This is a genomic window from Parafrigoribacterium mesophilum, from assembly GCF_039652555.1.
Classification (GTDB): Bacteria; Actinomycetota; Actinomycetes; order Actinomycetales; family Microbacteriaceae; genus Parafrigoribacterium; species Parafrigoribacterium mesophilum.
Window position 1 is genome coordinate 697,239 of sequence record NZ_JBDJAF010000001.1, and the last position, 23,263, is coordinate 720,501.

Here is a 23,263-nt window from a genome sequence, read left to right on the forward strand (position 1 = left end):
CTGAAAGTATGCCCCAGACCCTAGAACACACTGACACACATCGCCTTGTCACCCCCGATGTGCCGTGGGTCACGCTGGTGTGGAACGACCCGGTCAACCTGATGTCCTACGTGTCCTACGTCTTTCGAACCTACTTCGGTTACCAGAAGGCGGAAGCCGACCGGCTCATGCTGCAAGTGCACAACAACGGTCGCGCGGTCGTCGCTACCGGGCCGCGGGAAGAGATGGAACGCCACGTCGAGGCCATGCACGACTACGGACTCTGGGCCACCGTGACCAAGGCGGACTCGTGAAAGCGTTCCGCCGCGATCGCGACGGAACGCTCAGCGCGCGGTTCAGCGCTCAGGAGCGCGCGGTGCTCCTGTCGCTTGCAGGCCAGGTAGCCGGGTTGCTCAGCGACCGCCACACAGCAGGAGGAGACCCGGCACTGAGCCGGCTGCTTCCCGATGCGTACCGCGGCGACCCGGACGCCGCCGCCGAGTTCCGCCGATTCACCGAGGATTCCCTGGCGGACCGCAAGATCCAGAACGCCATGGTTGTGGCAGACTCGCTGGAGGCGGCGACCTCGTCTGCCGTTCCGGTGGACGTGACGCTGGATGCATCTATGGTTCAGTCCTGGCTGCGCTGCCTCACCGACATCCGGCTCACCGTTGCGGCTCGTCTGGGAATCGACGCCGACGGCGACGAGGGCGGAGACGACGACGAGAGCCTGATGCTGAGGGACGTCTACGACTGGCTGGGATTCGTTCAAGGCTCACTCATCGAGGCGCTGGAGTCCTGAGCGCTATGCCAAGCTGGTCCGATGGAGGACATGACCGCCGAGGAGTTCGAGAAACTCGTCATCGACGAACTCGACCTGCTGCCTGACGACATGGTCGAGGGTCTCGAGAACGTGGTGTTCGTCACCGAGGACCGGCCGGAGGACGGCACGCTGGACACTCTGGGACTTTACGACGGCGTCGCTCTGACCGAGCGCGGTGAGTACGGCTTCGGGGAATTGCCAGACCGCATCGTGCTGTATCGGGAGTCGCTGCTCGCGTTCTGCGAGAACCTGGACGAACTCAAGCACGAGATCCATGTGACTCTGGTGCACGAGATCGCCCACTTCTACGGCATCGACGACCGGGAACTGCACGCCCTCGGCTGGGGTTGACCTCAACCCGTTTCACGGAGTTTCTGTCACGGAGGGCCAGACTCCCCGATGTCCGGGCCCGGGATTGACAGTTTTTCCTTGAAACGGGATTAAGGACGGGGACGGGGACGGGACGGGACGGGAGCCGAGATAGGCGAGGGACGGAGGGCGAGGGGGGTCAAGCGGTGCGGACCACACGGTCGGCCAGAGTCTGTGGATGCTCCCGGGCGATGAAGGCGGCCTCCTGCGCGGCCCAGCGGTCCCAGTACGGTGCGTAAGCGTCGCCGTCCCTGGCCAAGGCCCGCTGCTTGCGGGTCGCCGCATCCAACTCCACCCAGATGCCGACATCGGCCAGTGCCCGATTGGCGCGACTGAGCGCACCGCAGCCCTCGATGATGAGCGGCCGCGTCGGATCCACGTCGTGCCACTCGGACGGTGCGTCGGCACTCCAGTCCCAGCGTTGCCAGCGGGCGCTGCGGCCGGCGGTCAACGGTTCGAGCACATGGTCGTGGATGTGACGGCTTGCGGCGTCGAGGCCGTCCCACCCCGGATAGATGTCGTCGAGCCGGATGAGGGTGATTCCGGGAGTGCTCTCGGCGAGGTGGCGCGCCAGTTCGGTTTTGCCGGAGCCGGACCGTCCGTCGATGAGCGTGACCGTCGGCCGGCCCCGTCGCGATGGTGCGCTCGCCTGGTCCCGAGTCGCCCGGTCCGGAATCGCCTGGTCCGGAGTCATCAGCTATCGAGCACGAAGTGCCAGTTGCCGGTGGACACGGCCGCGAACACCGCGACCGCGGCGATCGTGGTGCCGATGCCGATGAGCGCCCACTCGCGCCGCCCGAACGTGGATGCCCTGGCCCAGGTGCGCGGCAGCTCCGACCCGAACCCCTTCGCCTCCATGGCGGTCGCCAGCTTGCTGCCACGACGAATCGAAATCACCAGGAGCGCGAACGCCTGGCTGAGCAGCCGTGACAGAGCGCTGCGGTCGCCCACTCCCCTGGCGCGCCTGGCGAGGGCGAGGGCGCGCCAGTCCTCGATGAACAGTCCGACCAGGCGCAGGCCGGCTAGCCCGCCCAGCACGAACCGGGCGGGAAGCCGCGCCACCTGGCTGAGCCCGTCGGCCAGGTCGGTCGGGTCGGTCGTGGCGAACAAGACGATGCCCGGCAGTCCGATGCACAGGATCCGCAGCACGATCGCCGCCCCCAAGGCGGCCGACCCTTCGGTGACCGACACGAACCCGAACTGCCACAGGGTGGCGCCGCTGTCCGCGCCGTAGAGCACCGTGGTGATCCCCGCGAAGGGCGCGGCGAGCCACAGTGGGATGGTGCGTATCCAAAACTGTCGGGGGCTGATGCCGCTGAAGAACAGCAGCACACTTTCCAGCAGCAGCGCCACCGAGGCGGACACGACGTCAATCGACAGCAGCAGCACGGCGCTGAGGATGAGGGCGACCGCGAGTTTGGCGACCGGGTTGATGCTCGCGACAGCCGACGGCCGAATGTCCGGGGTCATCAAGCTCACGCGGAGATCACCGCCTGAGTCGTCAGGTGCAGTTCGTCCGCGGTCAGCACGCGGGCGAGGTCCGGGTCGTGGCTGACCGCGACCATCGCCGTGCCAGAGTCGATCAGTTCCGCCAGCAGGTCGACAAGCTCCTGCCAGGTGCGGGCATCCTGCCCGAACATCGGCTCGTCGAGCACCAGGATCTGCGGCCGCGTAGCCAGCGCCGTGGCCACCGAGAGTCGGCGCTTCTCGCCGCCGGACAGCGTGAACGGATTGGCCGCGGCCAGGTGATCCAGACGCAACCGCTGCAGCAGTTCATCGACGCGAGCGTTCACCTCATCGGCGGTCAACTTCAGCGCGCGCGGGCCAATGGCCAGTTCCTCACGCACGTTGGAGGCCAGGAACTGGTGCTCGGGATCCTGGAAGACGACTCCGATGCGGGTGAGCAGATCGCGGGATCTCCAGCTGATCGGCCGGAGACCCGCGCCCCGGTCCAGTGCAGGCTGGGCGGCCAGGTCGCCGCCGATGGGGGGTATGAGCCCGGCGATCGTGAGGGCGAGGGTCGACTTGCCGCTGCCGTTGGCCCCGGTGACCACGACCGCGTCTCCGGCGGCTACTGCGAGATCGATGTCGCGGTTGACGGTCACCGGAAGGCGTTGGCCGAACACGGACCGGCCGATGTCCACGCCGGTGGCCGAGAGCAGCGGTGTCACCGACGGCCGCGCGGATGCCCGTTCGGGCACCCGCGGCGAGAATCCGGCCCACACTCCCGCGGCCGCCAGCTGGTCACTGTGGGCGGCTAGTACCGTCTCAGGTGCCCCGTCGGCCAGGACGCCGCCTGCCGCGTCGAGGATGATCACCCGGTCGATCAGGTCGCGCCAGACGGCGACCCGGTGTTCCACCACCACCAGGGTGGCTCCGGTCGCCTGCAGAGTGCGGGCGACCGCGTCGCGCACCTCGAGCACCGCCTGCGGGTCAAGGTTCGCCGTCGGTTCGTCCAGCAGCAGCAGTCGCGGCCGCATGGCCAGGGCCCCGGCGAGCGCCAGCCGCTGCTTCTGCCCGCCGGAGAGCATCGACGTCGGATGGCTGCGTGGCAGGTCGAGCCCCACCGCATCCAGTGCCGCATCGACCCTGTGCCAGATCTCCTCCCGCGGAACGCCCAGATTCTCGCATCCGAAGGCCACGTCGTCGCCGACCCTGGCGAGCACCACCTGCGAGTCCGGGTCCTGCAGCACCAGTCCCACACTGCCGCGCGCCTCGGCCGCCGGTCGTCCGTCGATGAGCAACTCGCCATGCTGCTCGCCCTCGTCCGGGCCCCCGAGCACGCCGGCCAGCGCCTGCAGCACGGTGGACTTGCCGGCTCCGGATGCGCCGAGCAGCAGCACGCGCTCGCCCGGCCGGATCTGAAAGCTCAGCTCCCGCGCCCCGAAGGAGGCTCTGGTGGCGTAGCGCCATCCCCATCCGCTGGCCCGGATGCCGACACCGGCCGACGACGTCACGGTGTCATGCCTGCACGGAGGCTTGCCTGCCGGAGGCGAACCGGCCCAGCGCTCCGGTGCCGGCCAGAGCGCGCACGGCCAGCCAGGACAGCAGCCCGGCCACGACGATCCCGGATACTACGGCGGCGCTGAAGTAGATCGCTTTCGCCGAGAACGCCAGCGCCGCGTAGCTGGTGAAGTTGGTGTCGAGCAGTCCGACCGCGACGCCGGCGCCGACGCCGGCGAGCAGGGCGGCACCCAGGCGCCAGTTGGTGTAGAGGAACAGCGCGAACACCAGTTCCGCACCGAGTCCCTCGATCACACCCCAGACCAGGGTGAGGAATGCCCATTGGGTGCCGATCAGCATGGAGACGACGGCCGCCATGATCTCGGTGTAGAGCGCGGCTCCGGGCTTCTGGATGACGAGCCCGCCCAGCACGCCGGCGAACAGCCAGCCGCCGGCGAGGATGCCCTCCAGCCCGGGAGTAAAGGAGAGCAGGGCGCTCAGCGGCGTCCAGGCCAGGCCCCAGGCCCAGAAGATGACACCGGATGCCACGCCGATCACGCTGGCGACGACGATGTCGACGACCCGCCACCGGTAGTTGCGGCGGATGGTGCTTGTTGTAGTACTGGTCACTTGTCGTGCCCTTTCGGTAGGGGCACGGGTTTCGAGATGTCTGCTCCCTGCGCTGGCATGATCCAGATCAGGTTCGACGGTCGAAGCTTGGATCAGCTTCCTCTCAGCCCGGCTCACCGGACTCCCGTGTTCGGTCCGATTCTACCCGCGAAATACCCGTTGTGACCGTCCTAAACTGGCGCACCGGGAAGGGGTGCTATTCCGCGGGCAGGTCAGCGGCGGGCGGCCTTGACGATCAGGGCGATCGAGCGTCCGAGCGCCCACAGCACCGGTGTCATCACGCCGATGAGAGCCACCGGATTCGGGTGGAACCGAGTGCTCGCGCCTCGCGTCACGTACACGCCCAGCGGAATGGCGAGCCCGCCCCCGCCCCCTCCGCCGTTGTTGTTGACGTCGCTGCCGCCACCGAACCCGTAGGTCACCAACGCGATCGGCACCATTGTGGCGTCACCGGCTTCGAACGGCTCACCATAGGCCAGCTCCACTCCGCGGGAGCGAACGGTCTCGGCCAGGGTCTGCGCAACGTTGCTCATCCGAAGGATGTTACGCCTGACCCGCAGCGAACGGCAGACCCTGCCAGCCGGCCACGTCCGGCGGGTCCTCGCCGTGCTCACGGGTGTATTCGCGGTGCAGGAGCCGCTCGTCGTCCATCCGTTGACTCAGCGTGGCGTAACGGTCGGTCAGCGCAGGCACCCTGCGGATGACGTCCATGACGAGCCGGAACCGGTCCAGGTCGTTCATCATCAGCATGTCGAACGGCGTCGTCGTGGTGCCTCGCTCTCGGAAACCGCGCACGTGGATGTTGTCGTGGTTGGTGCGCCGGTAGGTGAGACGGTGGATCAGCGTCGGATAGCCATGGAACGCGAAGATCACCGGGCGATCCGTGGTGAAAATCGCATCGAACGACGCGTCGTCCAGTCCGTGCGGATGCTCGGTGCTGTCTTGGAGTCGCATCAGGTCGACCACGTTGACGAACCGCACCCTGAGCTCTGGGATGTGCTGCTTCAGAAGTTGCACAGCAGCCATCGCCTCGATGGTGGGCACGTCTCCGGCAGCGGCGAGGACGACATCCGGTGGGACGCCCGGGACCTCTGTTCCCGCCCAGTCCCAGATGCTGACCCCTCGCCGGCCATGCGCCCTCGCCTCGGCCAGGCTCAGCAGGGTCGCCGTGGGCTGCTTGCCTGCGACGATGACGTTGACGTAGTCGTGGGAGCGCAGGCAATGCTCGGCGGTCACCAGTAGCGTGTTCGCATCCGGGGGCAAGTAGACGCGAACCAGCGACGCGCGTTTGTTCACGACCAGGTCGAGGAACCCGGGATCCTGGTGGGAGAAGCCGTTGTGGTCCTGGCGCCACACGTGCGAGGAGAGCAGGTAGTTGAAGGATGCGATGGGGCGCCGCCACGGCACCTCCGACGCGGATTCGAGCCATTTGGCGTGCTGGTTGAACATCGAATCGACCACGTGGATGAATGCTTCGTATGAGGTGAACACGCCGTGGCGTCCGGTGAGCAGGTATCCCTCGAGGAGTCCCTGCATGAGATTCTCGTTGAGCAGTTCGATGACCTGCCCGCGGCGGGCGAGGTGCTCGTCGGTGGGAAGGATCTGGCCCTGCCACTGTTTCGCGGTGACCTGGTACACGGCGTCCAGCCGGTTGGAGGCGGTCTCGTCAGGTCCGAAGATGCGGAAATTGTCCTGATTGTGGGAGAGCACGTCCCGCAGCCAGCGACCCAGCACCCTGGTGGGTTCTGCCACGGTGCCTCGTCCATCGGCAATCGACACTTCGTGCGGCGTCAGCCGCGGCAGCGAAAGCTCTTTGCGCAGGATGCCGCCGTTCGCGTTGGGATTCGCGCTCATCCGCCGGTCGCCGGCCGGACGATTCGTCTCGAGCGCAGGGGACGGCGCGCCGTTGCGGTCGAAGAGTTCTGCCGGCCGGTAGCTGCGCAGCCAGTCCTGCAGTTGCGCCAAATGCTCCGGCTTCTCACGCACCGCCGGCAGCGGCACCTGATGTGCTCGCCAGGTGCCCTCCACCGGTTGCCCGTCAACGGTTTTCGGTCCGGTCCATCCCTTGGGGGTGCGCAGCAGAAGCACCGGCCAGGCCGACTCAGGTGCGGTGCCGCCGACGCGGGCGTCCCGTTGGAGGTCGGCGATGTCATCCAGCGCGCGGCCGAGTTCCGCGGCGAATCGGGCGTGGACCAGCATCGGATCCTCGCCATCGAAGCCGCCGGACACCAGCCGGGGAGAGTAACCGTGGCCTCGGAACAACTCAAGCAACTGGCTCTCGGGGATGCGCGCCAGCACCGAGGGATTGGCGATCTTGTATCCGTTGAGGTTGACGATGGGCAGCACGGCGCCGTCGTCGGCCGGATTGAGAAACCGGTGCAGTTGCCAGCTCGCCGAAAGTGTGGAGGTTTCCGCCTCACCGTCGCCGATGACGCACGCCACGACCAGCTTCGGGTTGTCCAGCGCGGCGCCGTAGGCATGCACCAGGCTGTAGCCCAGTTCGCCACCCTCGTGGATCGAGCCCGGTGTCTCTGGCGCGGCGTGCGAGGGCACTCCGCCGGGGAAAGAGAACTGCCGGAACAGGGCGCGCAGGCCTGCGGCATCCGCCGTGATGTCCTGGTACAGCTGCGAGTATGTGCCGTCCAGCCAGGCGTTGGCCACCATGCCAGGGCCGCCGTGGCCCGGGCCTGCGATGTAGATCACGTCGAGGTCGCGCTGAACGATGGCGTGGTTGAGGTGCGCGTAGACGAAGTTCAGCGCGGGGGTGGTGCCCCAGTGCCCCAGCAGACGCGGCTTGATATCGGTGGCGCGAAGCGGCCTGACCAGAAGCGGGTTGTCCAGAAGGTAGATCTGCCCGACGGACAGGTAGTTCGCCGCCCGCCACCAGCAGTCCACCACCGCAAGGTAGTCGTCATTCGAAGAGGACATCGCCAGTCCAATCTCAGTGTCGTGATTCTACCTTTGGGCAGCCTTCCCTTGCTGGTGAGCGTCTGCGCAAGGAGGTAGGAATGAGACATGGGACGGGTGTGGATGACGCGCGCGAACCGGGCGGTGCGACGCTACCCGGTCGTCGCGGTCACCGTGCTGGTGGCCGTGCTGGGAGGCGCGGCCGCGCTGTCCGGGCACACCGCATGGGCCGCGTGGGGAATCAGCATTTTCGCACTGCTGATCGCGGTACTCCAGTTGCGCGACATGGTGCGGGACCTGATGCACGGTCGCTGGGGCATCGACGTGCTCGCGATCATGGCAATCATCGCCACGGTGCTCGTCGGCGAGTATTGGGCCAGTCTGGTGATCGTCCTGATGTTGTCCGGCGGCGAGGCGCTGGAGGACTACGCGGCCGGTCGGGCGAAGCGCGAACTCACCTCCCTTCTCGCGCGGGCTCCGCAGCAGGCCCACCGCTACGAAGGTTCCACCGAGCACGTGCAGGATGTCCCGGTCGGTGAGGTCGGCATCGGCGACACCCTCTTGGTGAAGCCGTCCGAGATCGTCCCGGTCGATGGCATACTGCTGTCGGAGGAAGCGACCCTCGACGAGTCCTCGCTCACTGGTGAAAGCATTCCCGTCGAGCGCAATACCGGCGAGCCGCTGCTCAGTGGCTCGCTCAACGGTGAACGCGCATTCACGATGCGCGTCAGCGCACGATCGGCGGACAGCCAGTACCAGCGCATCGTCGCGTTGGTGGCAGCGGCATCCGAGTCCCGGGCGCCCGTCGTGCGCCTTGCTGACCGCTACGCTGTGCCGTTCACCGCGGTATCGCTTCTTATCGCCGGGATCGCCTGGCTGCTGTCCGGCGATCCGCTGCGGTTCGCCGAGGTGCTCGTGGTGGCCACACCGTGTCCGCTGCTGATCGCCGCACCCGTCGCGTTCATGGGTGGCATGAGCCGCGCGGCCCGCGGCGGTGTGATCGTGAAGAATGCCGGCACCCTTGAGCTCCTGGCGGGTGCCCGAACGGTGGCCTTCGACAAGACCGGCACCCTCACCCACGGAGAACCTGCGGTCGCCGCGGTGCAGCCGACCAGCGCCATTAGCACGGACGAGCTGTTCAGCCTGGTCGCTTCGGCTGAGCAGTATTCCTCCCACGTGCTGGCCCGATCATTGGTCGCCAGCGCCCGTGAGGCCGGCGTGAGCCTCACTTCCGCCGATGATGCTCGGGAAGTCGCCACCAACGGAGTCACCGCCACCATCGGCGGGCGGAGGGTCGTCGTCGGCAAGATTTCCTTCGTCGCCGAACACGCTGCCGGCGTGGTCGAGGCGCCGTTGGCCGACGGACAGCTTGCCGTCTACGTTGCGGTAGACGGGGTGTTCGCTGGAACGGTCATCCTCAGCGATCGCATCCGTTCGAACGCCGTGGCCACCCTCGCCGGGCTGGCAGCGTTGGGCATCCACCACCGGCTGATGCTCACCGGTGACGCCGCGGCGACGGCGGGGCACGTGGCATCCCAGTTGGGGATCGACGACGTGCGCGCCGACCTGCTGCCCGCCGACAAGGTGCTGGCCATCCGCGGCATCAGCGTCCGGCCGGTGATCATGGTAGGCGACGGGGTCAATGACGCGCCCGTGCTCGCCGCAGCGGATGTCGGCATTGCGATGGGCGCCAAGGGGTCCACTGCCGCCAGCGAGTCGGCGGACGTCGTCATCATGCTCGACGATCTGTCCCGCGTCACGCACGCCGTCGGCGTCGCGCGGCGCACCATGCATGTTGCCATTCAAAGCATCTGGCTCGGGATCGGGATGAGCGTCGGGCTGATGCTTCTCGGCGCGTTCGGTTTCTTGCCGGCGATCGTGGGCGCGGCACTGCAGGAGGTCGTCGACCTCGCCACCATTCTCAACGCGCTACGGGCCCTCGGCGCCGGGCGACGCCCCACCAGCGCGGTGGATGCCGCGGCTCGCCGCGCCCCCAGCAGGTTCGCCGCACCCAACACTTCGGGCGCAGCGAACCGGTGACGGTGTAGGCGCAGGCTAGTCGGCGACGGGGTCGAGGACCACGACAGGGATGTCGCGGTCCGTCTTGGCCGTGTACACGTTGTAGTCGGGCCAGATCGAGGCCATCAACGACCACAGTGCCGGCTTCTCCCCCGCGGTGGCGGTGCGTGCTGTCGCTGCGAAGATGCGGTCGTACACCTGCACCCGTACCTCGGGGTTGGCCACGAGGTTCAGGTACCAGGAAGGGTGCGCCGGCGCGCCGCCCTTGGATGCCACGATGATGAACTTCCCGTCCCGCTCACCGAAGATGAGGGCCGTGCGCCGCCACTTTCCCGATTTGCGGCCCTGCGTGGTCAGTAGGAGCAGCGGTGCACCGCGTTGCGTGGATCCCTCGCGGCCGTCGGTGGCGACGTACTTGGCAATCTGCTTGGCAACCCACCCGGTGGGGCTGTCGATGGGGTGGCGCGGATCGGAACCAGGCTGTTCAGTCATGGTTCTTACGTTATCCCGACGAATTCGACTCCTCTTGGGCCCATTTCTCAGTGCGAGGGCGTCGCTTCGATGGACCCACTGATTCGGAGCGCTGCAACAAGGACGCTGGTCCGAGCAGGCCCTGTCCGAAGCGTTCGCTCACGCCGTCGATCGCCAGCTCCGCTTCCCGCCAGCCATCGTCGGTGTCCCACAGTCCGGGCTGCGTATCGCCGCTGGGCGAGAGTTGCTCCGCGCGAACCCCGATCAGCCGCACCGGCTCATGGGCGCCCACGCCGTCGTAGGCGGCGCGCGCCTCGTCATACAGGCGACGGCCCAGGTCGGTTGGCTCGGCGAGCGTTCGCGATCGGGTGATGGTGGTGAAGTCCGCATATCGCAGCTTGAGCACCACGGTTCGGCTGACCAGCCCGTCGGCGCGAAGTCTGGCCGCCACCTGCGCGGCCAGCCGCAGCAGTTCACGTCGCAGCACCTGAGCATCCGAGACATCGACGTCGAAGGTGATCTCGTGGCCGATGCTCTTGCCTTCGCTGTCGGGCGTGACCTGCCGGGGATCGATTCCCCTCGACAGATCGTGCAGCTTGGCTCCCACGGCCTTTCCCACGGCCCGTTGCAACTGCGCCAGCGGTGTGACGGCGATGTCACCGATCGTACGTAAGCCCCTGGAGGTGAGGGCCTGTTCGGTCGCGGAACCCACTCCCCAGAGGGCGCCGACCGGCAGGGGATGCAGGAAGCTCAGCGTGTCATCGGCCGGTACCACGAGCATCCCATCGGGTTTCGACCGCCCCGACGCCAGCTTCGCCACGAACTTGGTGGATGCCGCCCCGACGGAGCACGCCAGTCGGGTCTCGGCACGCACCCGGCGACGGATTAACTCCCCGATTTCCGCCGGCGTGCCGATCAGGTTGCGCGCACCGGCGACATCGAGGAACGCCTCGTCGATGCCGAGCCGCTCCACCAGTGGCGTCATCTCGTCGAAGATCGCCATGACCTGTTTTGAGTAGTGTCGGTATTTCTCGAAGTGCGGTTCGAGCACCACCGCATGGGGGCATAGTTGCAGTGCCCGCGACAACGGGATGGCCGAGCGCACGCCGTATTTGCGCGCCGGGTAGTTGGCCGCGGTGACCACCGACCGCGCCGACCGGCCGGCGACGACGACCGGTTGGCGTGCCAGTTCCGGGCGGTCGAGTAATTCCACCGAGGCGAAGAACGCGTCGAGGTCGACGTGCAAGATCGTTGCGGTGGTGCTGTCGACGGATGCTGCGCTCACCTGCCGTGAACTGCCGTCTTGCTTGCTCACCCGACCAGGCTACCTGCGGAACCGGCCGTCCAGCCCCGGTGGTCGAGCTTGTCGAGACCCGGGTCACGGGGAGGGGATCTCGACAAGCTCGATCACCGGAAACCCGATCACCGGAAACCCGATCACCGGAACCCGCTCACCGGAGGTGGACGGATGCTCAGCCGAGCCGGGCGTGCATCCAGGCCAGCGGGTCAACGTGCGTCGTTCCGACCCGGATTTCGAAGTGCAAGTGAGGTGCGGTGCTGGCTCCGGTGTCACCGACGCGGCCGACTACCTGGCCACCGGCCACCGAACTGCCGACGCGGAGATTCATCGAGCCAACCTGCATGTGCGCGTACCCGCTCACCACGACCTGCCCGCCGATGACATGCCGGATTGCCAGGTAGACGCCGTACCCGCCAGAATCCGTGCTGTTCGCCTCAACGACGACCCCGTCGGCGATGGCGCGCACCGGGGCACCTCGTCCCGCGCTGAAGTCGACCCCCAAGTGCATGGACGAGCATCCGGAACACGGCGAGCTTCGCGCCCCGAACCGGCTTCCCACCGGCGTGCCGGCGGGGACCGGCCACTGCAGCGCCGCGACGTGCTTGACCGCGGCTACCTGCACCGGCGCCGGGGGCGGCGGCGGCGGCAATGTCACCGTGTAACCGTCGCGAACAATCGTCTCATCAACCACTGCAGCCGGGATCGCCACCGACTGCGGCACGGCGACCGCGGCCGAGGCACCGAAGCCCCCGTTTTGCCCTGCCGCCAGGTTCAACGACTCGGAGTGCAGCGCGGCCGGCTGCAACTGCGCCGCCGAGGCGGGAGCATCAGCACTGATGGTCTGCGTCACGATGAACAGCCCCACGGCGAGCGCGGAGGTCAACTGAAGCGAAAGGGCGCGAGAACGGGTAAGGCGGAACGGCAAATCGGCTAGGTCTCTGTATCTGGGCGCACGGCGCGCCTGTCGATCGGGAAGGAGCAGGCAGAATGACGTGCGACGTTTCGGAGACGCCACTCCTGGACCGAACCTCGCGGAGCGGTCTGCGACCAAGCCTGCCGGTTGCACCTCCGTGTTTCCTGGCAACGCTCCTGCGGTTGATCCGGCGTCGGCACACCGGCCGGCAGCATGGCTCGTTCGGTTCCCGGACTAGCGTGGCCTTATGGAATTCAGATATCTCGGCAATAGCGGACTCAAAGTCTCGGAAATCACCTACGGCAATTGGCTGACTCACGCGTCGCAAATTGAACACGACACGGCGATCGCCTGCGTGCGGGCGGCGCTGGATGCCGGTATCACCAGTTTCGACACGGCGGATGCCTATGCCAACACCGGGGCGGAAAAGGTGCTCGGCGAAGCGCTGGCCGGGCAGCGGCGGGAGTCGCTCGAGATCTTCACGAAGGTGTACTGGCCGACCGGACCCAAGGGACACAACGACACGGGGCTATCGCGCAAGCACATCCTCGAGTCGATCAACGGCTCGCTGAAGCGGCTGGGCACAGATTACGTTGACCTGTACCAAGCGCACCGGTACGACATCGAAACGCCGCTCGAGGAGACCATGCAGGCGTTCGCGGATGTGGTGCGCGCCGGCAAGGCCGTCTATATCGGGGTGTCGGAGTGGAACGCGCAGCAGTTGCGGGCCGGTCACAAGCTGGCCAAGGAACTGGGCGTGCAACTCGTTTCGAACCAGCCGCAGTACTCAATGCTGTGGCGAGTCATCGAAGCGGAGGTCGTCCCGGCATCCAAGGAGCTGGGTATTTCGCAAATCGTCTGGTCACCCCTGGCGCAGGGCGTGCTCACCGGCAAGTACCAGCCCGGTGTGCCGCTGCCGCAGGGCACCCGCGCCACGGATCCGAAAGTGGGCGAGAGCCTGGACAAGCACTTCCTCGCAGAACCGGTGCTGACCGCGGTGCAGAAGCTGAAGCCGGTTGCCGATGAGGTTGGTCTCACCATGGCCCAGTTGGCGATCGCCTGGGTGCTGTCCAACCCCAACCTCGCGTCCGCCATCATGGGGGCGTCCCGGCCGGAACAGGTGACTTCCAATGTCGCCGCCGCGGGGGTGCACTTGTCTCAGGATGTGCTCGCGACGATCGACGAGATCCTCGGTGACATTCCGGTGCGGGACCCACGACGCACTCAGTTGCCGGCCAAGCGTCCCGCCTGATCGACGGACGCGTCAGGGGGCGGGGACCGGTGCTGGGATGGGGAAGATCAGCAGGGTGCTGCTGGCGGTGGCGATGACGCGCCCAGTGGCATCCGTCACGACGGCCTCGGCGAACGCCGCCCGGGAACCCGGTTTGACCACGGTGCCGACAGCGGTGAGAACGCCTGACCGAGTGGTGAGCGGCCTCAGATAGTTGACTTTGATCTCCAAGGACGTATAGCCCTGCCCCTTGGGCAGTGTCGTCTGCACGGCGCAACCGGCGACCGAATCGAGCACCGTGCAAACGAACCCGCCGTGCACCGTGCCGATCGGGTTGTAGTGGGACTCGTTCGGCTCGCAGGTGAAGGTGGCTGTGCCCACCTCGACGGCGGTGAGCTGCATGTTCATCAAGCTGATGATCGGCGGCGGCGGCACAGCGCCGGTGAGCAACGCCTGCATGTATTCCAGTCCCGACATGGTGGGTATCAGGGAAGCCCCGATCATCGGGTCTTCCCAGCTGATGGTGCGAGTGCGGTCGACGTCGGTGTCTGTCATGAGCTCAGCTTGTCACGAACGCAGCCTGGCATTTCGGAACAGCAGGTGGGCCAGGGCACGCCATCCGAGCAGCAGCACCCCGAGGACCACTGCGGCGACGATGATGAAGCTGACCGCAGTGCCGAAGCCGGCCACGAAGCGCAGCATCATGGCCGCCGCGACGGTGACGATCCAGATGCCGACTCCCGGCCGCACTACCGGCCACGGGTTCCGCCACGCTCGTGTGACCAGCCAGCCAACCGCCAACCCCGCGACGAACGGCCATGCCGTGATCACCATCGATCCAAAGCTCACGCCCTCCTCATGAAAGCCACGCCCCAGCCCGACAAAAACCAGCACCAGGATCAGGTCGATTGCCGCGGGCAGCACGAACCGGCGCAGGCCGGACGCACGGGTGATCACCAGCCAAGTCTAGGTGTGGCCCGCCTGGCGCAACGATCCGTTGGCCGGCTGCGGCTAGCATCAACACTGTGATGGCCACAGATTCCGGGGCGCGCTCTCAGCGCGCCGGCCTGCGACTGGCCATCATGCTGGTAGCGGGTGTGGCGGCCAGCATTGGTGTCGCCCCGTTGACCTCGTGGATCATCGCGCCGGTGGTCGGCTGGGCCGTTGCCGCGCTCGTCTACAGCGGCTGGGTGTGGCTGATCATCGGGCGGATGGATGCCGAAGCAACCGCCAGCCACGCTACGGAGGAGGACCCGTCCAGGGCAACCACGGATCTGCTGATTATCGGTGCCAGCCTCGCGAGCCTCGCCGCCGTGGCCGTCATCCTGATCGCCGGTCATGAGACGTCAGCCGCGCCGCAGGTATTGCTGGCCACGTTGGCGGTGGTCAGCGTTGCGCTGTCGTGGCTCCTCGTGCATACCCTCTTCACGTTGCGCTACGCGCGACTCTATTACCGCGGGGACGTGGGCGGGATCAACTTCAATCAGGCGCAGCCGCCTCAGTACAGCGACTTCGCCTACCTGGCGTTCACCCTGGGGATGACGTTCCAGGTCTCCGACACGAACATCGAGACCCATGCGATCCGTTCGACGGCGCTGCGGCATGCCCTGTTGTCGTTCGTGTTCGGCTCGGTCATCCTCGCGACGGTCATCAATCTCGTCGCCGGGCTTTCCGCCTGACCGGTCTGACCGCTATTGAACGGGCGCCAGCTCGAGCAGCCGCTCGGGAACCTTGGCGGAGGAGTGCGGGCCGCTGCCGTCCAATCCGGTGAACGGCTGCTCGAACTCGACGATCCAGGACGGGTCGTCCGCGGTCGGGGGCGCGTACGGTGTCTCGCCCAGCGTTCGACCAGGTGCGATGATGACTCCGACTGGATCTTCCTGCAGAAAACCGCGACCGTCGGTGCGGTCGAGGTGCACGATCACCTGCGCCCCCACGCCGAAAGCCGACGGCGACCGTTGCGCCGGTGTTCGCCGCTGATTCATCCGACCAGACTAGTGGCCGCGTCCGTGAGTCGTTGTAGCGTTGACGAATGGAATACACGCGCCTGGGCTTGAGCGGACTGCAAGTGTCATCGGTGGTCGTCGGCTGCATGAGTTTCGGCGACCCGGCCAGAGGCACGCATCCTTGGAGCTTGCCCCTGGCGGAAAGCCGTGTGGTCATTGCCCGGGCGCTGGAGCTGGGGATCACCACGTTCGATACGGCGAACGTTTACTCCGCCGGCTCGAGCGAGGAGATCGTCGGTCAGGTGCTGGGCGAACTCGCAAAACGCGAGGAGGTCGTGATCGCGACGAAGGTGCACGGGCGGATGCGGCCTGGTCCGGGTGGCGCAGGACTCTCGCGCGGGGCGATCCTGCACGAGATCGATCAGAGCCTACGTCGCCTGCGCACCGATTACGTGGATCTGTACCAGATCCACCGGTTCGACCCACTCGTGCCGATCGAGGAGACGATGGAAGCGTTGCACGACGTGGTGAAAGCCGGGAAGGCGCGTTACATCGGCGCGTCGTCGATGTTCGCCTGGCAGTTCGCGCAGATGCAGCACGCCGCCGCGATGAACGGCTGGACCCAGTTCGTCTCGATGCAGGACCAGTACAACCTGATCAGCCGGGAGGAGGAGCGGGAAATGCATCCGTTCTGCCTCGACCAGGGAGTGGGGGTGCTCCCCTGGAGTCCGTTGGCCCGCGGCAAGCTGACCAGGCCGTGGGACGCGGCGACCAGGCGCAGCGCCTCGGACGAGTTCGGCAAGACGCTGTATCGGCAAACCGAGGAATCGGACAGCCATGTTGCGGAAGCGGTTGCCCAGGTGGCCGCGGCGCGGCACGTGTCCCGCGCCCAAGTCGCCCTGGCCTGGGTGGCACAACAGTCGGCCGTGACTGCGCCGATCGTTGGCGCAACAAGGCCACAGCACCTTGAGGATGCTGTGGCCGCTGTCCAGTTGCAACTGAGTGACGAAGAACTCGACCGGCTAGAGCAGCACTACGTGCCGCACGCCATCGAGGGGTTTTAGCGCTTCTTCACCGCGTCGGAGGCGTCGGCGCTGCTCTTCGCCGCGCTCTTCGCGTGCTTGTCTGCGCGCTTCTCCTTGATCGACTTGCCCGCGGTCTTCGCGGACGACTTCTTCGGTGATTTATCTCCCATGGTGGTCTCCCTCGTATGGGAGCCATGATGGCTCCATGTCCCTGACAGTACGCCACAGGAATGTAAAAGTCCCTACTCGTCGCTGCGTGTGCGATCCCCCAGATATTCCAGCAGCTCTGGGTCGTCCGAGACCAGCCGGTCGACTTCCTGATCTCCTGTGCAGGTCATCAGTGATATCTCGACTGAGCCGGGGGTGCGAGACAGAAGACGCCACACGGCGCCGCCGCGCTCCCACCGCCGCAAAACCTCGACGGCGGGAGTGCCGGTGGACTCCGCTTCTTCGCTCAGGGGACCTTCAGCTCTCCTCTGGTGTGGTGCTGGTCTGCATCAGTTCGGCGATCATGTCCACGACGCCGGAGTCGGCCAGCGTGGTCACGTCGCCCAGCGGACGGCTCTCGGCGACATCCAGCAGCAGGCGCCGCATGATCTTCCCGGATCTGGTCTTCGGCAGCTCGGGGGTGAGCAGGATCTGCCGCGGCTTGGCGATCTTGCCGATCTTGTGCGCCACCTGCTCACGCAGGGTCGCAACCAGGTCGATCCCAGCCTGACCGTCGGTGTCGAACGAGGACTTGATCGTCACGAAGGCGACGATCGCCTTGCCCGTGATCGGGTCGCTGGCGCCGACCACTGCCGCCTCGGCGACCGCGTCGTGGGACACCAGGGCGTGCTCCACCTCGGTGGTGGAGATCCGGTGACCGGACACGTTCATCACGTCGTCCACCCGGCCGAGCACCCAGATGTCGCCGTCGTCGTCCTTCTTGGCGCCGTCGCCGCTGAAGTACACGCCGGGGAACCGCGACCAGTAGGTCTTCGTGAACCGTTCGTCGTCGCCCCAGATGGTGCGCAGCATCCCGGGCCAGGGTTCGGTGACCACAAGGAAGCCGGCTTCGCCGTTGCCCACCGGCGTGCCGTCGTTGTGCACGACGTCGGCGGAGATTCCGGGGAACGGTGTCATCGCGGCGCCCGGCTTGGTGCTGGTGATCCCGGGCAGCGGCGTGATCAGGATGCCGCCGTTCTCGGTCTGCCACCAGGTGTCCACTACGGCGGCCTTGTCACCGCCGATGTGCTTGTGGTACCAGGCCCAGGCGGCCGGATTGATCGGCTCCCCCACCGAGCCGATGATCTTCAGGCTGGACAGGTCATGGGCCGCCGGGTATTCCTCGCCCCACTTCATGAACGTGCGGATGGTCGTGGGCGCCGTGTAGAGGATGGTGACCTTGTGCTGCTCGATGATCTTCCACCAGCGGTCCTTGCCACCGGCATCCGGAGCGCCCTCGTACATGATCGAGGTCACCCCGTTGGCCAACGGCCCGTACACGATGTAGCTGTGCCCGGTCACCCAGCCGATGTCCGCCGCGGTCCAGAACACGTCGGTCTCCGGCTTCATGTCGAAAATGTACCGGGAGGTCGAGGACACGTGGGTCAGGTACCCGCCGGTGGTGTGCAGCACACCCTTGGGCTTGCCGGTCGTCCCGGAGGTGTACATGATGTACAGCGGATGCTCGGAGTCGAACGCCTCCGGCGTGTGCTCCGGGCTCGCCGAATCCACCACATCGTGCCACCACACATCGCGACCCTCGGTCCAGCCGACATCCTGGCCGGTGCGCTTGACCACCAGCACGTTGCGCACCCCTGGGCAGGTCTTCAGTGCCTCGTCCACCGCCGGCTTCAACGCGTTCTGGGCGCCCTTGCGCCAGGCGCCGTCCGCGGTGATCACGATCTGCGCATCGCAGTCGATGATCCGCGTGGACAGCGCCTCCGAGGAATACCCGGCGAAGACGACCATGTGCGGAGCGCCCAGGCGCGCGCAGGCCAGCATCGCGAACACCGTCTCCGGGATCATCGGCATGTAGATGGCGACCCGGTCGCCCTTCTTCACCCCGAGCGCGATCAACGCGTTCGCGGCCTTGCTGACCTCATCCTTGAGCTGGCGATAGGTGATGTCGCGGGTGTCGCCCTCCGGCTCACCGATCCAGTGGATCGCCACCCGGTCGCCGTGGCCGGCATCCACGTGACGGTCCACACAGTTCACCGACGCGTTCAGGGTGCCGCCGACGAACCACTTCGCGTGGGGCAGATCCCACTGCAGCACCTCGTCCCACTTCTTGTCCCAGGTCAAGAATTCGGCCTGCTCTGCCCAGAAGCCGAGCCGGTCCGCCTTAGCCTTGTCGTAAATCTCCGGCTGGGCATTGGCGGTTGATGCCAAGTCAGCCGGCGGGTCGAACCGCGACGTCTCGTGCAACAACACCGATAACTCTGCCGACTCGGTCACAATGAATCTCCTTTGGTTCAACATGCAATGGGTGGGTCACACGTCGATCAGGCTCGTGGCCAAGTCGGCATCACGGTAACTGAAGGTGGCGTCGCTCACTCCTGCGGACGATGCATCCCACGCTAGCAGCGCGGCCATCATCCGGCGACGAACCTGAGCCTGCTGGCTCCGAACCTCGCAATTTCCCTTGCCCGAAATTGGGGCGGATGATGGGAGGTATGAGCGAAGTCGTCGTCGAGCGTGTCGATGCCATCCACCACTACGAACTTCGAAGCGGCACCGAGGTGCTCGGGTTCACCAACTACCGTGATGACGGTCAGTGGCGCGTCTTCATTAATACGCAGGTGAGCGATGACCTTGCCGACGCGCTCATCGTTGGCGCTTTGAGCGACGTGAAGGCCTCGGGTAAGCGGATCGTTTCACTGTGCCCGACCATCACCGAATGGGTGATGACCAACAAACAGTTCGAGAACTTTGTCGACGGTCCGCCGGTTCTGGAGAAAGGCCGCTAAACCTGCCTGCGCACTCGCCGGCATGTGTACGCTGTCAACAATGACAGTCGGGAACCAGCGATTCGGGAGGCGTCCATGGCGGGCATCCGGGAAGCTCCGGTACGCGGCAGCTACCGCCACGGGGAGCTGCGCAAAGCGCTGATCGAGGCGGGACTGTCGATGGCGGCTGCCGGAGGAGGACCGAAGGCAGTCGTGTTGCGCGAGGCGACCAGGCGCGCGGGTGTCTCCCCGAACGCCGCGTATCGGCACTTCACCGACCGGCAGGCGCTGCTGGTGGCGGTGTCCGCTGCCGCGCAGGCGAAGGTTGCCGATCGCATCCAGCAAGAACTCGACCGAACCGACTCGGTCGATGATGCCACGGCGACGGCGCGCAACCGGCTGCGTGCCATCGGGCTCGGCTATCTCGCCTTTGCCCGCGAACAGCCCGGCCTCTTCCGGGTCGCGTTCACCGTTCCCGACGACATGAGCCGGGCTACCGATCCCTCGAAGGCAGGAACGGCGGGCTTCACCCCATTCCAGTTGCTTGCCGATGCCTTGGACGGGCTCGTGGCTGCGGGTGCGCTACCGACCGAGCGTCGGGCGAACGCCGAATTCCTAGCCTGGTCCGCAGTGCACGGGCTCGCCATGCTCGTGATCGACGGTCCGCTGCGGGGGCTCGATGACTCCCTGGCCGATGCGACGACGCAGCGCCTGTTGACCATGGTCGACCGCGGTCTCTGACGCATCCGGCCGGATGCGACGGGCCCTCGACGCTGTCCGGCGTGCGGCGTATCCTCTGCCGCATGGCTGACGATAACCACACTGACGATAACCACGCCGACGACAATCACACCGAGGATGTGGACCCGGACGACCCGGACACCGCATATAGCCCGGCCAGCGAGCGGGAGACGGAATCCCGCCAGGAACACCCGCGCAAGAGCCCTGCCACGCGCGACCCGGACATCGACGACGCCGCTGTCAAAGTGCTGCCGGGCACGGGTGGACCCGACGACCCTGGGGATGTCGACATCGACGACGACGATTTCGCTCCGCCAAGGGAATGACCCGGGCTGGAGGGATGACCGGGCCGACGCAATGACCGGGCGGCACGGCGCCCGTGCGGGTTCCGTTACGCGACGTCGTTCGGGATGAGGATCCAGAGTACGAGGTAGATGGCCACCTGCGGCCCCGGCAACAGGATGCTCAAAACCGAGAGAATGCGCACTGTTCGCACTCGCCATCCGAAGCGGCGCGCAAGGGCTGCGCACACGCCTGCGATCACTCGGTCGTGTCGTGGTCTGCTGAGATTCATGCTTCCAGCTTGCGCGGGTGGTACCCCGAGTGGCAATCGGGGAAACCCCCCAATCATCAGTCAGTTGCGGCCAGCGGACCGGCGTCGAGGTGTGCCAGCAGATCGGCCACGTCGTCGTACACCGCGACCGCGCCGGCCTCTCGCAACTCCAATGCGCCGGTGCCTCCCGAACACACGGCGACGCAGGGCACTCCCGCTCGTGCGGCGGCTTCGATGTCCCAGACGGCGTCGCCGACCATGATCGCCGCGGATGCCGGTGTTCGCGCTTTGGCAAGAGCGGCTTCGATGATGTCCGGTTCCGGCTTCGCCGCCTCCACATCGGACGCGGAGGTGACCTCGGCCACCGCATCCTGGACCTGCAACACCTGTGTCAGCACGTCCAATTCCTTCTCGGGCGCGGAGGTGGCCAACACGATCCGCAGACCGCGTGCACTCAGAGTTTGGATCAGGTCCCGTGCTCCGGCGAACGCCCGCAGTTGCGACGCGGCGTCGAGAAAGTACTGCTGATGAAGCTCCTTGGCGCGATCGCCCAGCTCGACGGCGTGTTCGTGCAGCAGCGCGTCGAGGAGCTTGGCGGAATCCATCCCGATGGCACGGTGGATGCGCCAGGAATCCACCGGCTCGCCCAGCTGTGCCAACGCCTTGCTCCACGCGGCAATGTGCGAGTAGTTGGAGTCGACCAAAGTCCCGTCTATGTCGAATAAAACGGCGGAGAGTGTGCTCACGGCCACGACGATAGGCGCCCGCGGCATCCGGCGCCACGCCGCGGTTCGTCTCGGCATTGCAATTGATGTGGACGCCGTATACATTGGTGCGATGTAGTTTTGACTCCGCGCGCTTCGGAATAACGCAGCCCGCGCGAACGCTGACCTGATGTGTCGCCTTGACCGGATCACGCCCGCCCGGCGATCGGCGGCATCAGAGCCCACACAATCTCTCCACAGTTCACCCATCCCGACGGGAATCCCATGCCAGAAACTGCCCAGTCGCCGGCGCTGCGCCGCGACGCCGTCGCGCCAGAATCCGAAACTCTGCACGCCCGCAACAAGCTCGTCATCACGCTGCTGCTGGTCTCCGCGTTCGTGGTCATCCTCAACGAAACACTCATGAGCGTGGCCCTGCCGCACCTCATGCGCGACCTGAACATCACCGCAAGCGCGGCACAGTGGCTCACCACTGCGTTCATGCTCACCATGGCCGTGGTGATCCCGATCACCGGCTACTTGCTGCAGCGATTCAATACTCGTCCGGTCTTCATTGCCGCGATGACGTTGTTCAGCACCGGCACGCTCATCGCCGCGCTGGCGCCCGGCTTCGAAGTACTGCTGTTCGCCCGGGTGGTGCAAGCTAGCGGAACCGCCATCATGATGCCGCTGCTGATGACCACGGTGATGACGCTGGTTCCGCCGGCATCTCGCGGCCGCACGATGGGCAACATCTCGATCGTGATCTCGGTGGCACCGGCCATCGGTCCGACGATCTCTGGGGTGATCCTCAGCGTGCTCGATTGGCGCTGGATGTTCCTGCTCATCCTCCCCATCGCCCTCGGTGCGCTGGCGCTGGGCGCAACGCGCATCACGAATGTGACGACGCCGCGCAAGAACCACTTCGATGTGCCGTCGGTGATCCTGTCAGCGTTCGGCTTCGGTGGAATCGTGTTCGGTCTCAGCAACATCGGCGCCGCCGCCTCGGGCGGAAACTCGCTCTCCGGATGGATTCCCCTCGGCGTCGGTGCGGTCGCGCTGACCGTGTTCGTGCTACGCCAATTGCGGCTGCAACGCCGTGACGATGCCCTCCTCGACTTGCGCACCTTCACCTCGAGCACGTTCACGTTCGCCATCTCCATGCTCGCCATCAGCATGGTCGTCCTGTTCGGGGTGATCATCCTGCTGCCGATCTACATGCAGAACGTGATGGGTCTGGACGTGCTGACCACGGGCATGCTGCTCCTGCCCGGCGGACTCACCATGGGTCTGCTTGCGCCGACTGCCGGCCGCATCTACGACCGCATCGGCCCCACAGCGCTGCTGACCACCGGATCGGTGATCGTCAGCAGCGTGCTCTGGTTCATGACGATGTTCACGCAGACCACGCCGGTCTGGTGGGTGCTCGGCGCCCACATCGCCCTGAGCCTCGGCTTGGCGCTGCTGTTCACGCCGCTGTTCACCGCCGGCCTCGGCTCGTTGAAACCGGAACTGTACTCGCACGGCAGTGCGATCGTCGGTACCGTGCAGCAGCTGGCCGGAGCGGCCGGGACTGCCCTGTTTGTCACGGTGATGTCCGCGCAGGCCGCAACACTGGCCTCCGGTGGCGCGTCCGAGGTCTCGTCGCTGGCGTCCGGCATCCGGCTCGCGTTCCTGGTCGGCGCGATCATCTCACTGCTGGCGATTCCCGTCGCGTTCCTGGTGCGCACCCCGAAGCCAGACTTGGCGCCTGCCTTGCACCCGGAATAATCCCGA

At 66.4% G+C, this 23,263-nt stretch carries 27 protein-coding genes; 11 read left to right on the forward strand and 16 right to left on the reverse strand.

Features of this window, described 5'->3' with window-relative positions; translation table 11 throughout:
- Window positions 1-8: 8 nt before the first annotated feature.
- The 3 genes from clpS to ABFX56_RS03280 are packed head-to-tail and all read left to right on the forward strand — an operon-like array spanning window position 9 to window position 1,153.
- Window positions 9-293 carry an ATP-dependent Clp protease adapter ClpS gene (gene clpS / locus ABFX56_RS03270; RefSeq protein WP_346231842.1) on the forward strand — a complete coding sequence of 95 codons (285 nt, stop codon included), beginning with the start codon at window positions 9-11 and terminating at the stop codon, window positions 291-293.
- Complete coding sequence (locus ABFX56_RS03275; RefSeq protein WP_346231843.1) at window positions 290-781, forward strand: DUF2017 domain-containing protein; 492 nt, start codon at window positions 290-292, stop codon at window positions 779-781. Before clpS ends, ABFX56_RS03275 begins: the two co-directional genes overlap by 4 nt.
- A 21-nt stretch (window positions 782-802) precedes the next feature.
- Window positions 803-1,153 carry a metallopeptidase family protein gene (locus tag ABFX56_RS03280; protein WP_346231844.1) on the forward strand — a complete coding sequence of 117 codons (351 nt, stop codon included), beginning with the start codon at window positions 803-805 and terminating at the stop codon, window positions 1,151-1,153.
- Window positions 1,154-1,310: 157 nt separating this feature from the next.
- Here ABFX56_RS03280 and ABFX56_RS03285 read toward each other — a convergent pair whose 3' ends face one another.
- The 6 genes from ABFX56_RS03285 to ABFX56_RS03310 all read right to left on the reverse strand — a co-directional run bounded on the left by ABFX56_RS03285 (window position 1,311) and on the right by ABFX56_RS03310 (window position 7,672).
- On the reverse strand, window positions 1,311-1,865 hold the full coding sequence (locus tag ABFX56_RS03285; protein ID WP_346231845.1) for a zeta toxin family protein: 555 nt from the start codon (window positions 1,863-1,865) through the stop codon (window positions 1,311-1,313).
- Complete coding sequence (locus ABFX56_RS03290; RefSeq protein WP_346233134.1) at window positions 1,865-2,641, reverse strand: energy-coupling factor transporter transmembrane component T family protein; 777 nt, start codon at window positions 2,639-2,641, stop codon at window positions 1,865-1,867. The genes ABFX56_RS03285 and ABFX56_RS03290 overlap by 1 nt, the downstream gene beginning before the upstream one ends.
- A 5-nt stretch (window positions 2,642-2,646) precedes the next feature.
- A complete protein-coding gene (locus ABFX56_RS03295) occupies window positions 2,647-4,128 on the reverse strand; it encodes an ABC transporter ATP-binding protein (protein WP_346231846.1) in 1,482 nt (493 codons plus the stop codon).
- A 4-nt stretch (window positions 4,129-4,132) separates the two neighbouring features.
- Complete coding sequence (locus ABFX56_RS03300; protein WP_346231847.1) at window positions 4,133-4,744, reverse strand: ECF transporter S component; 612 nt, start codon at window positions 4,742-4,744, stop codon at window positions 4,133-4,135.
- A gap of 212 nt (window positions 4,745-4,956) precedes the next feature.
- Window positions 4,957-5,277, reverse strand: a complete 321-nt coding sequence (locus ABFX56_RS03305) for a hypothetical protein (RefSeq protein ID WP_346231848.1) — start codon at window positions 5,275-5,277, stop codon at window positions 4,957-4,959.
- A 10-nt stretch (window positions 5,278-5,287) separates the two neighbouring features.
- Window positions 5,288-7,672 carry a phosphoketolase family protein gene (locus tag ABFX56_RS03310; RefSeq protein ID WP_346231849.1) on the reverse strand — a complete coding sequence of 795 codons (2,385 nt, stop codon included), beginning with the start codon at window positions 7,670-7,672 and terminating at the stop codon, window positions 5,288-5,290.
- A gap of 87 nt (window positions 7,673-7,759) precedes the next feature.
- Here ABFX56_RS03310 and ABFX56_RS03315 point away from each other — a divergent pair, with 87 nt between their 5' ends.
- The gene (locus ABFX56_RS03315) at window positions 7,760-9,691 is read left to right on the forward strand and encodes a heavy metal translocating P-type ATPase (protein WP_346231850.1); all 1,932 of its coding nucleotides are present in this window, start codon (window positions 7,760-7,762) and stop codon (window positions 9,689-9,691) included.
- A gap of 15 nt (window positions 9,692-9,706) precedes the next feature.
- Here ABFX56_RS03315 and ABFX56_RS03320 read toward each other — a convergent pair whose 3' ends face one another.
- The 3 genes from ABFX56_RS03320 to ABFX56_RS03330 all read right to left on the reverse strand — a co-directional run bounded on the left by ABFX56_RS03320 (window position 9,707) and on the right by ABFX56_RS03330 (window position 12,291).
- On the reverse strand, window positions 9,707-10,162 hold the full coding sequence (locus tag ABFX56_RS03320) for a nitroreductase family deazaflavin-dependent oxidoreductase (protein WP_346231851.1): 456 nt from the start codon (window positions 10,160-10,162) through the stop codon (window positions 9,707-9,709).
- Window positions 10,163-10,172: 10 nt separating this feature from the next.
- A complete protein-coding gene (dinB, locus tag ABFX56_RS03325) occupies window positions 10,173-11,456 on the reverse strand; it encodes a DNA polymerase IV (RefSeq protein ID WP_346231852.1) in 1,284 nt (427 codons plus the stop codon).
- A gap of 157 nt (window positions 11,457-11,613) precedes the next feature.
- The gene (locus ABFX56_RS03330) at window positions 11,614-12,291 is read right to left on the reverse strand and encodes a M23 family metallopeptidase (RefSeq protein ID WP_346231853.1); all 678 of its coding nucleotides are present in this window, start codon (window positions 12,289-12,291) and stop codon (window positions 11,614-11,616) included.
- 310 nt (window positions 12,292-12,601) lie between these two features.
- Here ABFX56_RS03330 and ABFX56_RS03335 point away from each other — a divergent pair, with 310 nt between their 5' ends.
- Window positions 12,602-13,606, forward strand: a complete 1,005-nt coding sequence (locus ABFX56_RS03335; RefSeq protein WP_346231854.1) for an aldo/keto reductase family protein — start codon at window positions 12,602-12,604, stop codon at window positions 13,604-13,606.
- Window positions 13,607-13,618: 12 nt separating this feature from the next.
- Here the strand turns inward: ABFX56_RS03335 and ABFX56_RS03340 are convergent, their stop codons facing one another.
- Both ABFX56_RS03340 and ABFX56_RS03345 read right to left on the reverse strand, forming a co-directional pair.
- Window positions 13,619-14,140: a PaaI family thioesterase gene (locus tag ABFX56_RS03340; protein WP_346231855.1), complete on the reverse strand. Its 522-nt coding sequence runs from the start codon at window positions 14,138-14,140 to the stop codon at window positions 13,619-13,621.
- A gap of 12 nt (window positions 14,141-14,152) precedes the next feature.
- Window positions 14,153-14,542 carry a DUF3054 domain-containing protein gene (locus ABFX56_RS03345; protein ID WP_346231856.1) on the reverse strand — a complete coding sequence of 130 codons (390 nt, stop codon included), beginning with the start codon at window positions 14,540-14,542 and terminating at the stop codon, window positions 14,153-14,155.
- Between the two features lie 71 nt (window positions 14,543-14,613).
- Between ABFX56_RS03345 and ABFX56_RS03350 the strand changes: the two genes are divergently transcribed.
- The gene (locus tag ABFX56_RS03350; protein WP_346233135.1) at window positions 14,614-15,264 is read left to right on the forward strand and encodes a DUF1345 domain-containing protein; all 651 of its coding nucleotides are present in this window, start codon (window positions 14,614-14,616) and stop codon (window positions 15,262-15,264) included.
- A 12-nt stretch (window positions 15,265-15,276) separates the two neighbouring features.
- On the opposite strand, the gene ABFX56_RS03355 is transcribed toward ABFX56_RS03350, so the two are convergent.
- Window positions 15,277-15,570: a hypothetical protein gene (locus ABFX56_RS03355; protein ID WP_346231857.1), complete on the reverse strand. Its 294-nt coding sequence runs from the start codon at window positions 15,568-15,570 to the stop codon at window positions 15,277-15,279.
- 47 nt (window positions 15,571-15,617) lie between these two features.
- On the opposite strand from ABFX56_RS03355, the gene ABFX56_RS03360 reads away from it, so the two are divergent.
- Complete coding sequence (locus tag ABFX56_RS03360) at window positions 15,618-16,595, forward strand: aldo/keto reductase (RefSeq protein ID WP_346231858.1); 978 nt, start codon at window positions 15,618-15,620, stop codon at window positions 16,593-16,595.
- Here ABFX56_RS03360 and ABFX56_RS03365 read toward each other — a convergent pair.
- Both ABFX56_RS03365 and acs read right to left on the reverse strand, forming a co-directional pair.
- Window positions 16,592-16,726, reverse strand: a complete 135-nt coding sequence (locus ABFX56_RS03365; protein ID WP_346231859.1) for a hypothetical protein — start codon at window positions 16,724-16,726, stop codon at window positions 16,592-16,594. The two genes, ABFX56_RS03360 and ABFX56_RS03365, sit on opposite strands and share 4 nt — an antisense overlap.
- A gap of 295 nt (window positions 16,727-17,021) precedes the next feature.
- Window positions 17,022-19,022, reverse strand: coding sequence for an acetate--CoA ligase (acs, locus tag ABFX56_RS03370; protein ID WP_428834390.1), 2,001 nt, complete (start codon window positions 19,020-19,022; stop codon window positions 17,022-17,024).
- A 194-nt stretch (window positions 19,023-19,216) separates the two neighbouring features.
- Here acs and ABFX56_RS03375 point away from each other — a divergent pair, with 194 nt between their 5' ends.
- From ABFX56_RS03375 to ABFX56_RS03385, 3 genes are all read left to right on the forward strand, one after another.
- On the forward strand, window positions 19,217-19,510 hold the full coding sequence (locus ABFX56_RS03375; RefSeq protein WP_346231861.1) for a GNAT family N-acetyltransferase: 294 nt from the start codon (window positions 19,217-19,219) through the stop codon (window positions 19,508-19,510).
- Between the two features lie 75 nt (window positions 19,511-19,585).
- Window positions 19,586-20,230, forward strand: coding sequence for a TetR/AcrR family transcriptional regulator (locus ABFX56_RS03380; RefSeq protein ID WP_346231862.1), 645 nt, complete (start codon window positions 19,586-19,588; stop codon window positions 20,228-20,230).
- Window positions 20,231-20,292: 62 nt separating this feature from the next.
- Complete coding sequence (locus tag ABFX56_RS03385) at window positions 20,293-20,556, forward strand: hypothetical protein (protein ID WP_346231863.1); 264 nt, start codon at window positions 20,293-20,295, stop codon at window positions 20,554-20,556.
- Window positions 20,557-20,621: 65 nt separating this feature from the next.
- On the opposite strand, the gene ABFX56_RS03390 is transcribed toward ABFX56_RS03385, so the two are convergent.
- The gene (locus tag ABFX56_RS03390) at window positions 20,622-20,804 is read right to left on the reverse strand and encodes a PspC domain-containing protein (protein WP_346231864.1); all 183 of its coding nucleotides are present in this window, start codon (window positions 20,802-20,804) and stop codon (window positions 20,622-20,624) included.
- Between the two features lie 56 nt (window positions 20,805-20,860).
- Entirely contained in the window at window positions 20,861-21,529 is a 669-nt protein-coding gene (locus ABFX56_RS03395; protein WP_346231865.1) for an HAD family hydrolase, read from the reverse strand.
- A gap of 243 nt (window positions 21,530-21,772) precedes the next feature.
- Here ABFX56_RS03395 and ABFX56_RS03400 point away from each other — a divergent pair, with 243 nt between their 5' ends.
- Window positions 21,773-23,257 carry an MDR family MFS transporter gene (locus ABFX56_RS03400; protein ID WP_346231866.1) on the forward strand — a complete coding sequence of 495 codons (1,485 nt, stop codon included), beginning with the start codon at window positions 21,773-21,775 and terminating at the stop codon, window positions 23,255-23,257.
- The last annotated feature ends 6 nt before the right edge of the window (window positions 23,258-23,263 follow it).

Bases quoted from the DNA above. Each gene is read 5' to 3' on its own strand.
- clpS (WP_346231842.1), top strand. From the start codon at position 9: ATGCCCCAGACCCTAGAACACACTGACACACATCGCCTTGTCACCCCC.
- ABFX56_RS03350 (WP_346233135.1), top strand. From the start codon at position 14,614: ATGGCCACAGATTCCGGGGCGCGCTCTCAGCGCGCCGGCCTGCGACTG.
- ABFX56_RS03305 (WP_346231848.1), bottom strand. From the start codon at position 5,277: ATGAGCAACGTTGCGCAGACCCTGGCCGAGACCGTTCGCTCCCGCGGA.
- ABFX56_RS03315 (WP_346231850.1), top strand. From the start codon at position 7,760: ATGGGACGGGTGTGGATGACGCGCGCGAACCGGGCGGTGCGACGCTAC.
- ABFX56_RS03365 (WP_346231859.1), bottom strand. From the start codon at position 16,726: ATGGGAGATAAATCACCGAAGAAGTCGTCCGCGAAGACCGCGGGCAAG.
- ABFX56_RS03285 (WP_346231845.1), bottom strand. From the start codon at position 1,865: ATGACTCCGGACCAGGCGATTCCGGACCGGGCGACTCGGGACCAGGCG.
- ABFX56_RS03390 (WP_346231864.1), bottom strand. From the start codon at position 20,804: ATGAATCTCAGCAGACCACGACACGACCGAGTGATCGCAGGCGTGTGC.
- ABFX56_RS03340 (WP_346231855.1), bottom strand. From the start codon at position 14,140: ATGACAGACACCGACGTCGACCGCACTCGCACCATCAGCTGGGAAGAC.
- ABFX56_RS03360 (WP_346231858.1), top strand. From the start codon at position 15,618: ATGGAATACACGCGCCTGGGCTTGAGCGGACTGCAAGTGTCATCGGTG.
- ABFX56_RS03290 (WP_346233134.1), bottom strand. From the start codon at position 2,641: ATGACCCCGGACATTCGGCCGTCGGCTGTCGCGAGCATCAACCCGGTC.
- ABFX56_RS03280 (WP_346231844.1), top strand. From the start codon at position 803: ATGGAGGACATGACCGCCGAGGAGTTCGAGAAACTCGTCATCGACGAA.
- ABFX56_RS03375 (WP_346231861.1), top strand. From the start codon at position 19,217: ATGAGCGAAGTCGTCGTCGAGCGTGTCGATGCCATCCACCACTACGAA.
- acs (WP_428834390.1), bottom strand. From the start codon at position 19,022: ATGTTGAACCAAAGGAGATTCATTGTGACCGAGTCGGCAGAGTTATCG.
- ABFX56_RS03385 (WP_346231863.1), top strand. From the start codon at position 20,293: ATGGCTGACGATAACCACACTGACGATAACCACGCCGACGACAATCAC.
- ABFX56_RS03355 (WP_346231857.1), bottom strand. From the start codon at position 15,570: ATGAATCAGCGGCGAACACCGGCGCAACGGTCGCCGTCGGCTTTCGGC.
- ABFX56_RS03310 (WP_346231849.1), bottom strand. From the start codon at position 7,672: ATGTCCTCTTCGAATGACGACTACCTTGCGGTGGTGGACTGCTGGTGG.
- ABFX56_RS03400 (WP_346231866.1), top strand. From the start codon at position 21,773: ATGCCAGAAACTGCCCAGTCGCCGGCGCTGCGCCGCGACGCCGTCGCG.
- ABFX56_RS03380 (WP_346231862.1), top strand. From the start codon at position 19,586: ATGGCGGGCATCCGGGAAGCTCCGGTACGCGGCAGCTACCGCCACGGG.
- ABFX56_RS03320 (WP_346231851.1), bottom strand. From the start codon at position 10,162: ATGACTGAACAGCCTGGTTCCGATCCGCGCCACCCCATCGACAGCCCC.
- ABFX56_RS03335 (WP_346231854.1), top strand. From the start codon at position 12,602: ATGGAATTCAGATATCTCGGCAATAGCGGACTCAAAGTCTCGGAAATC.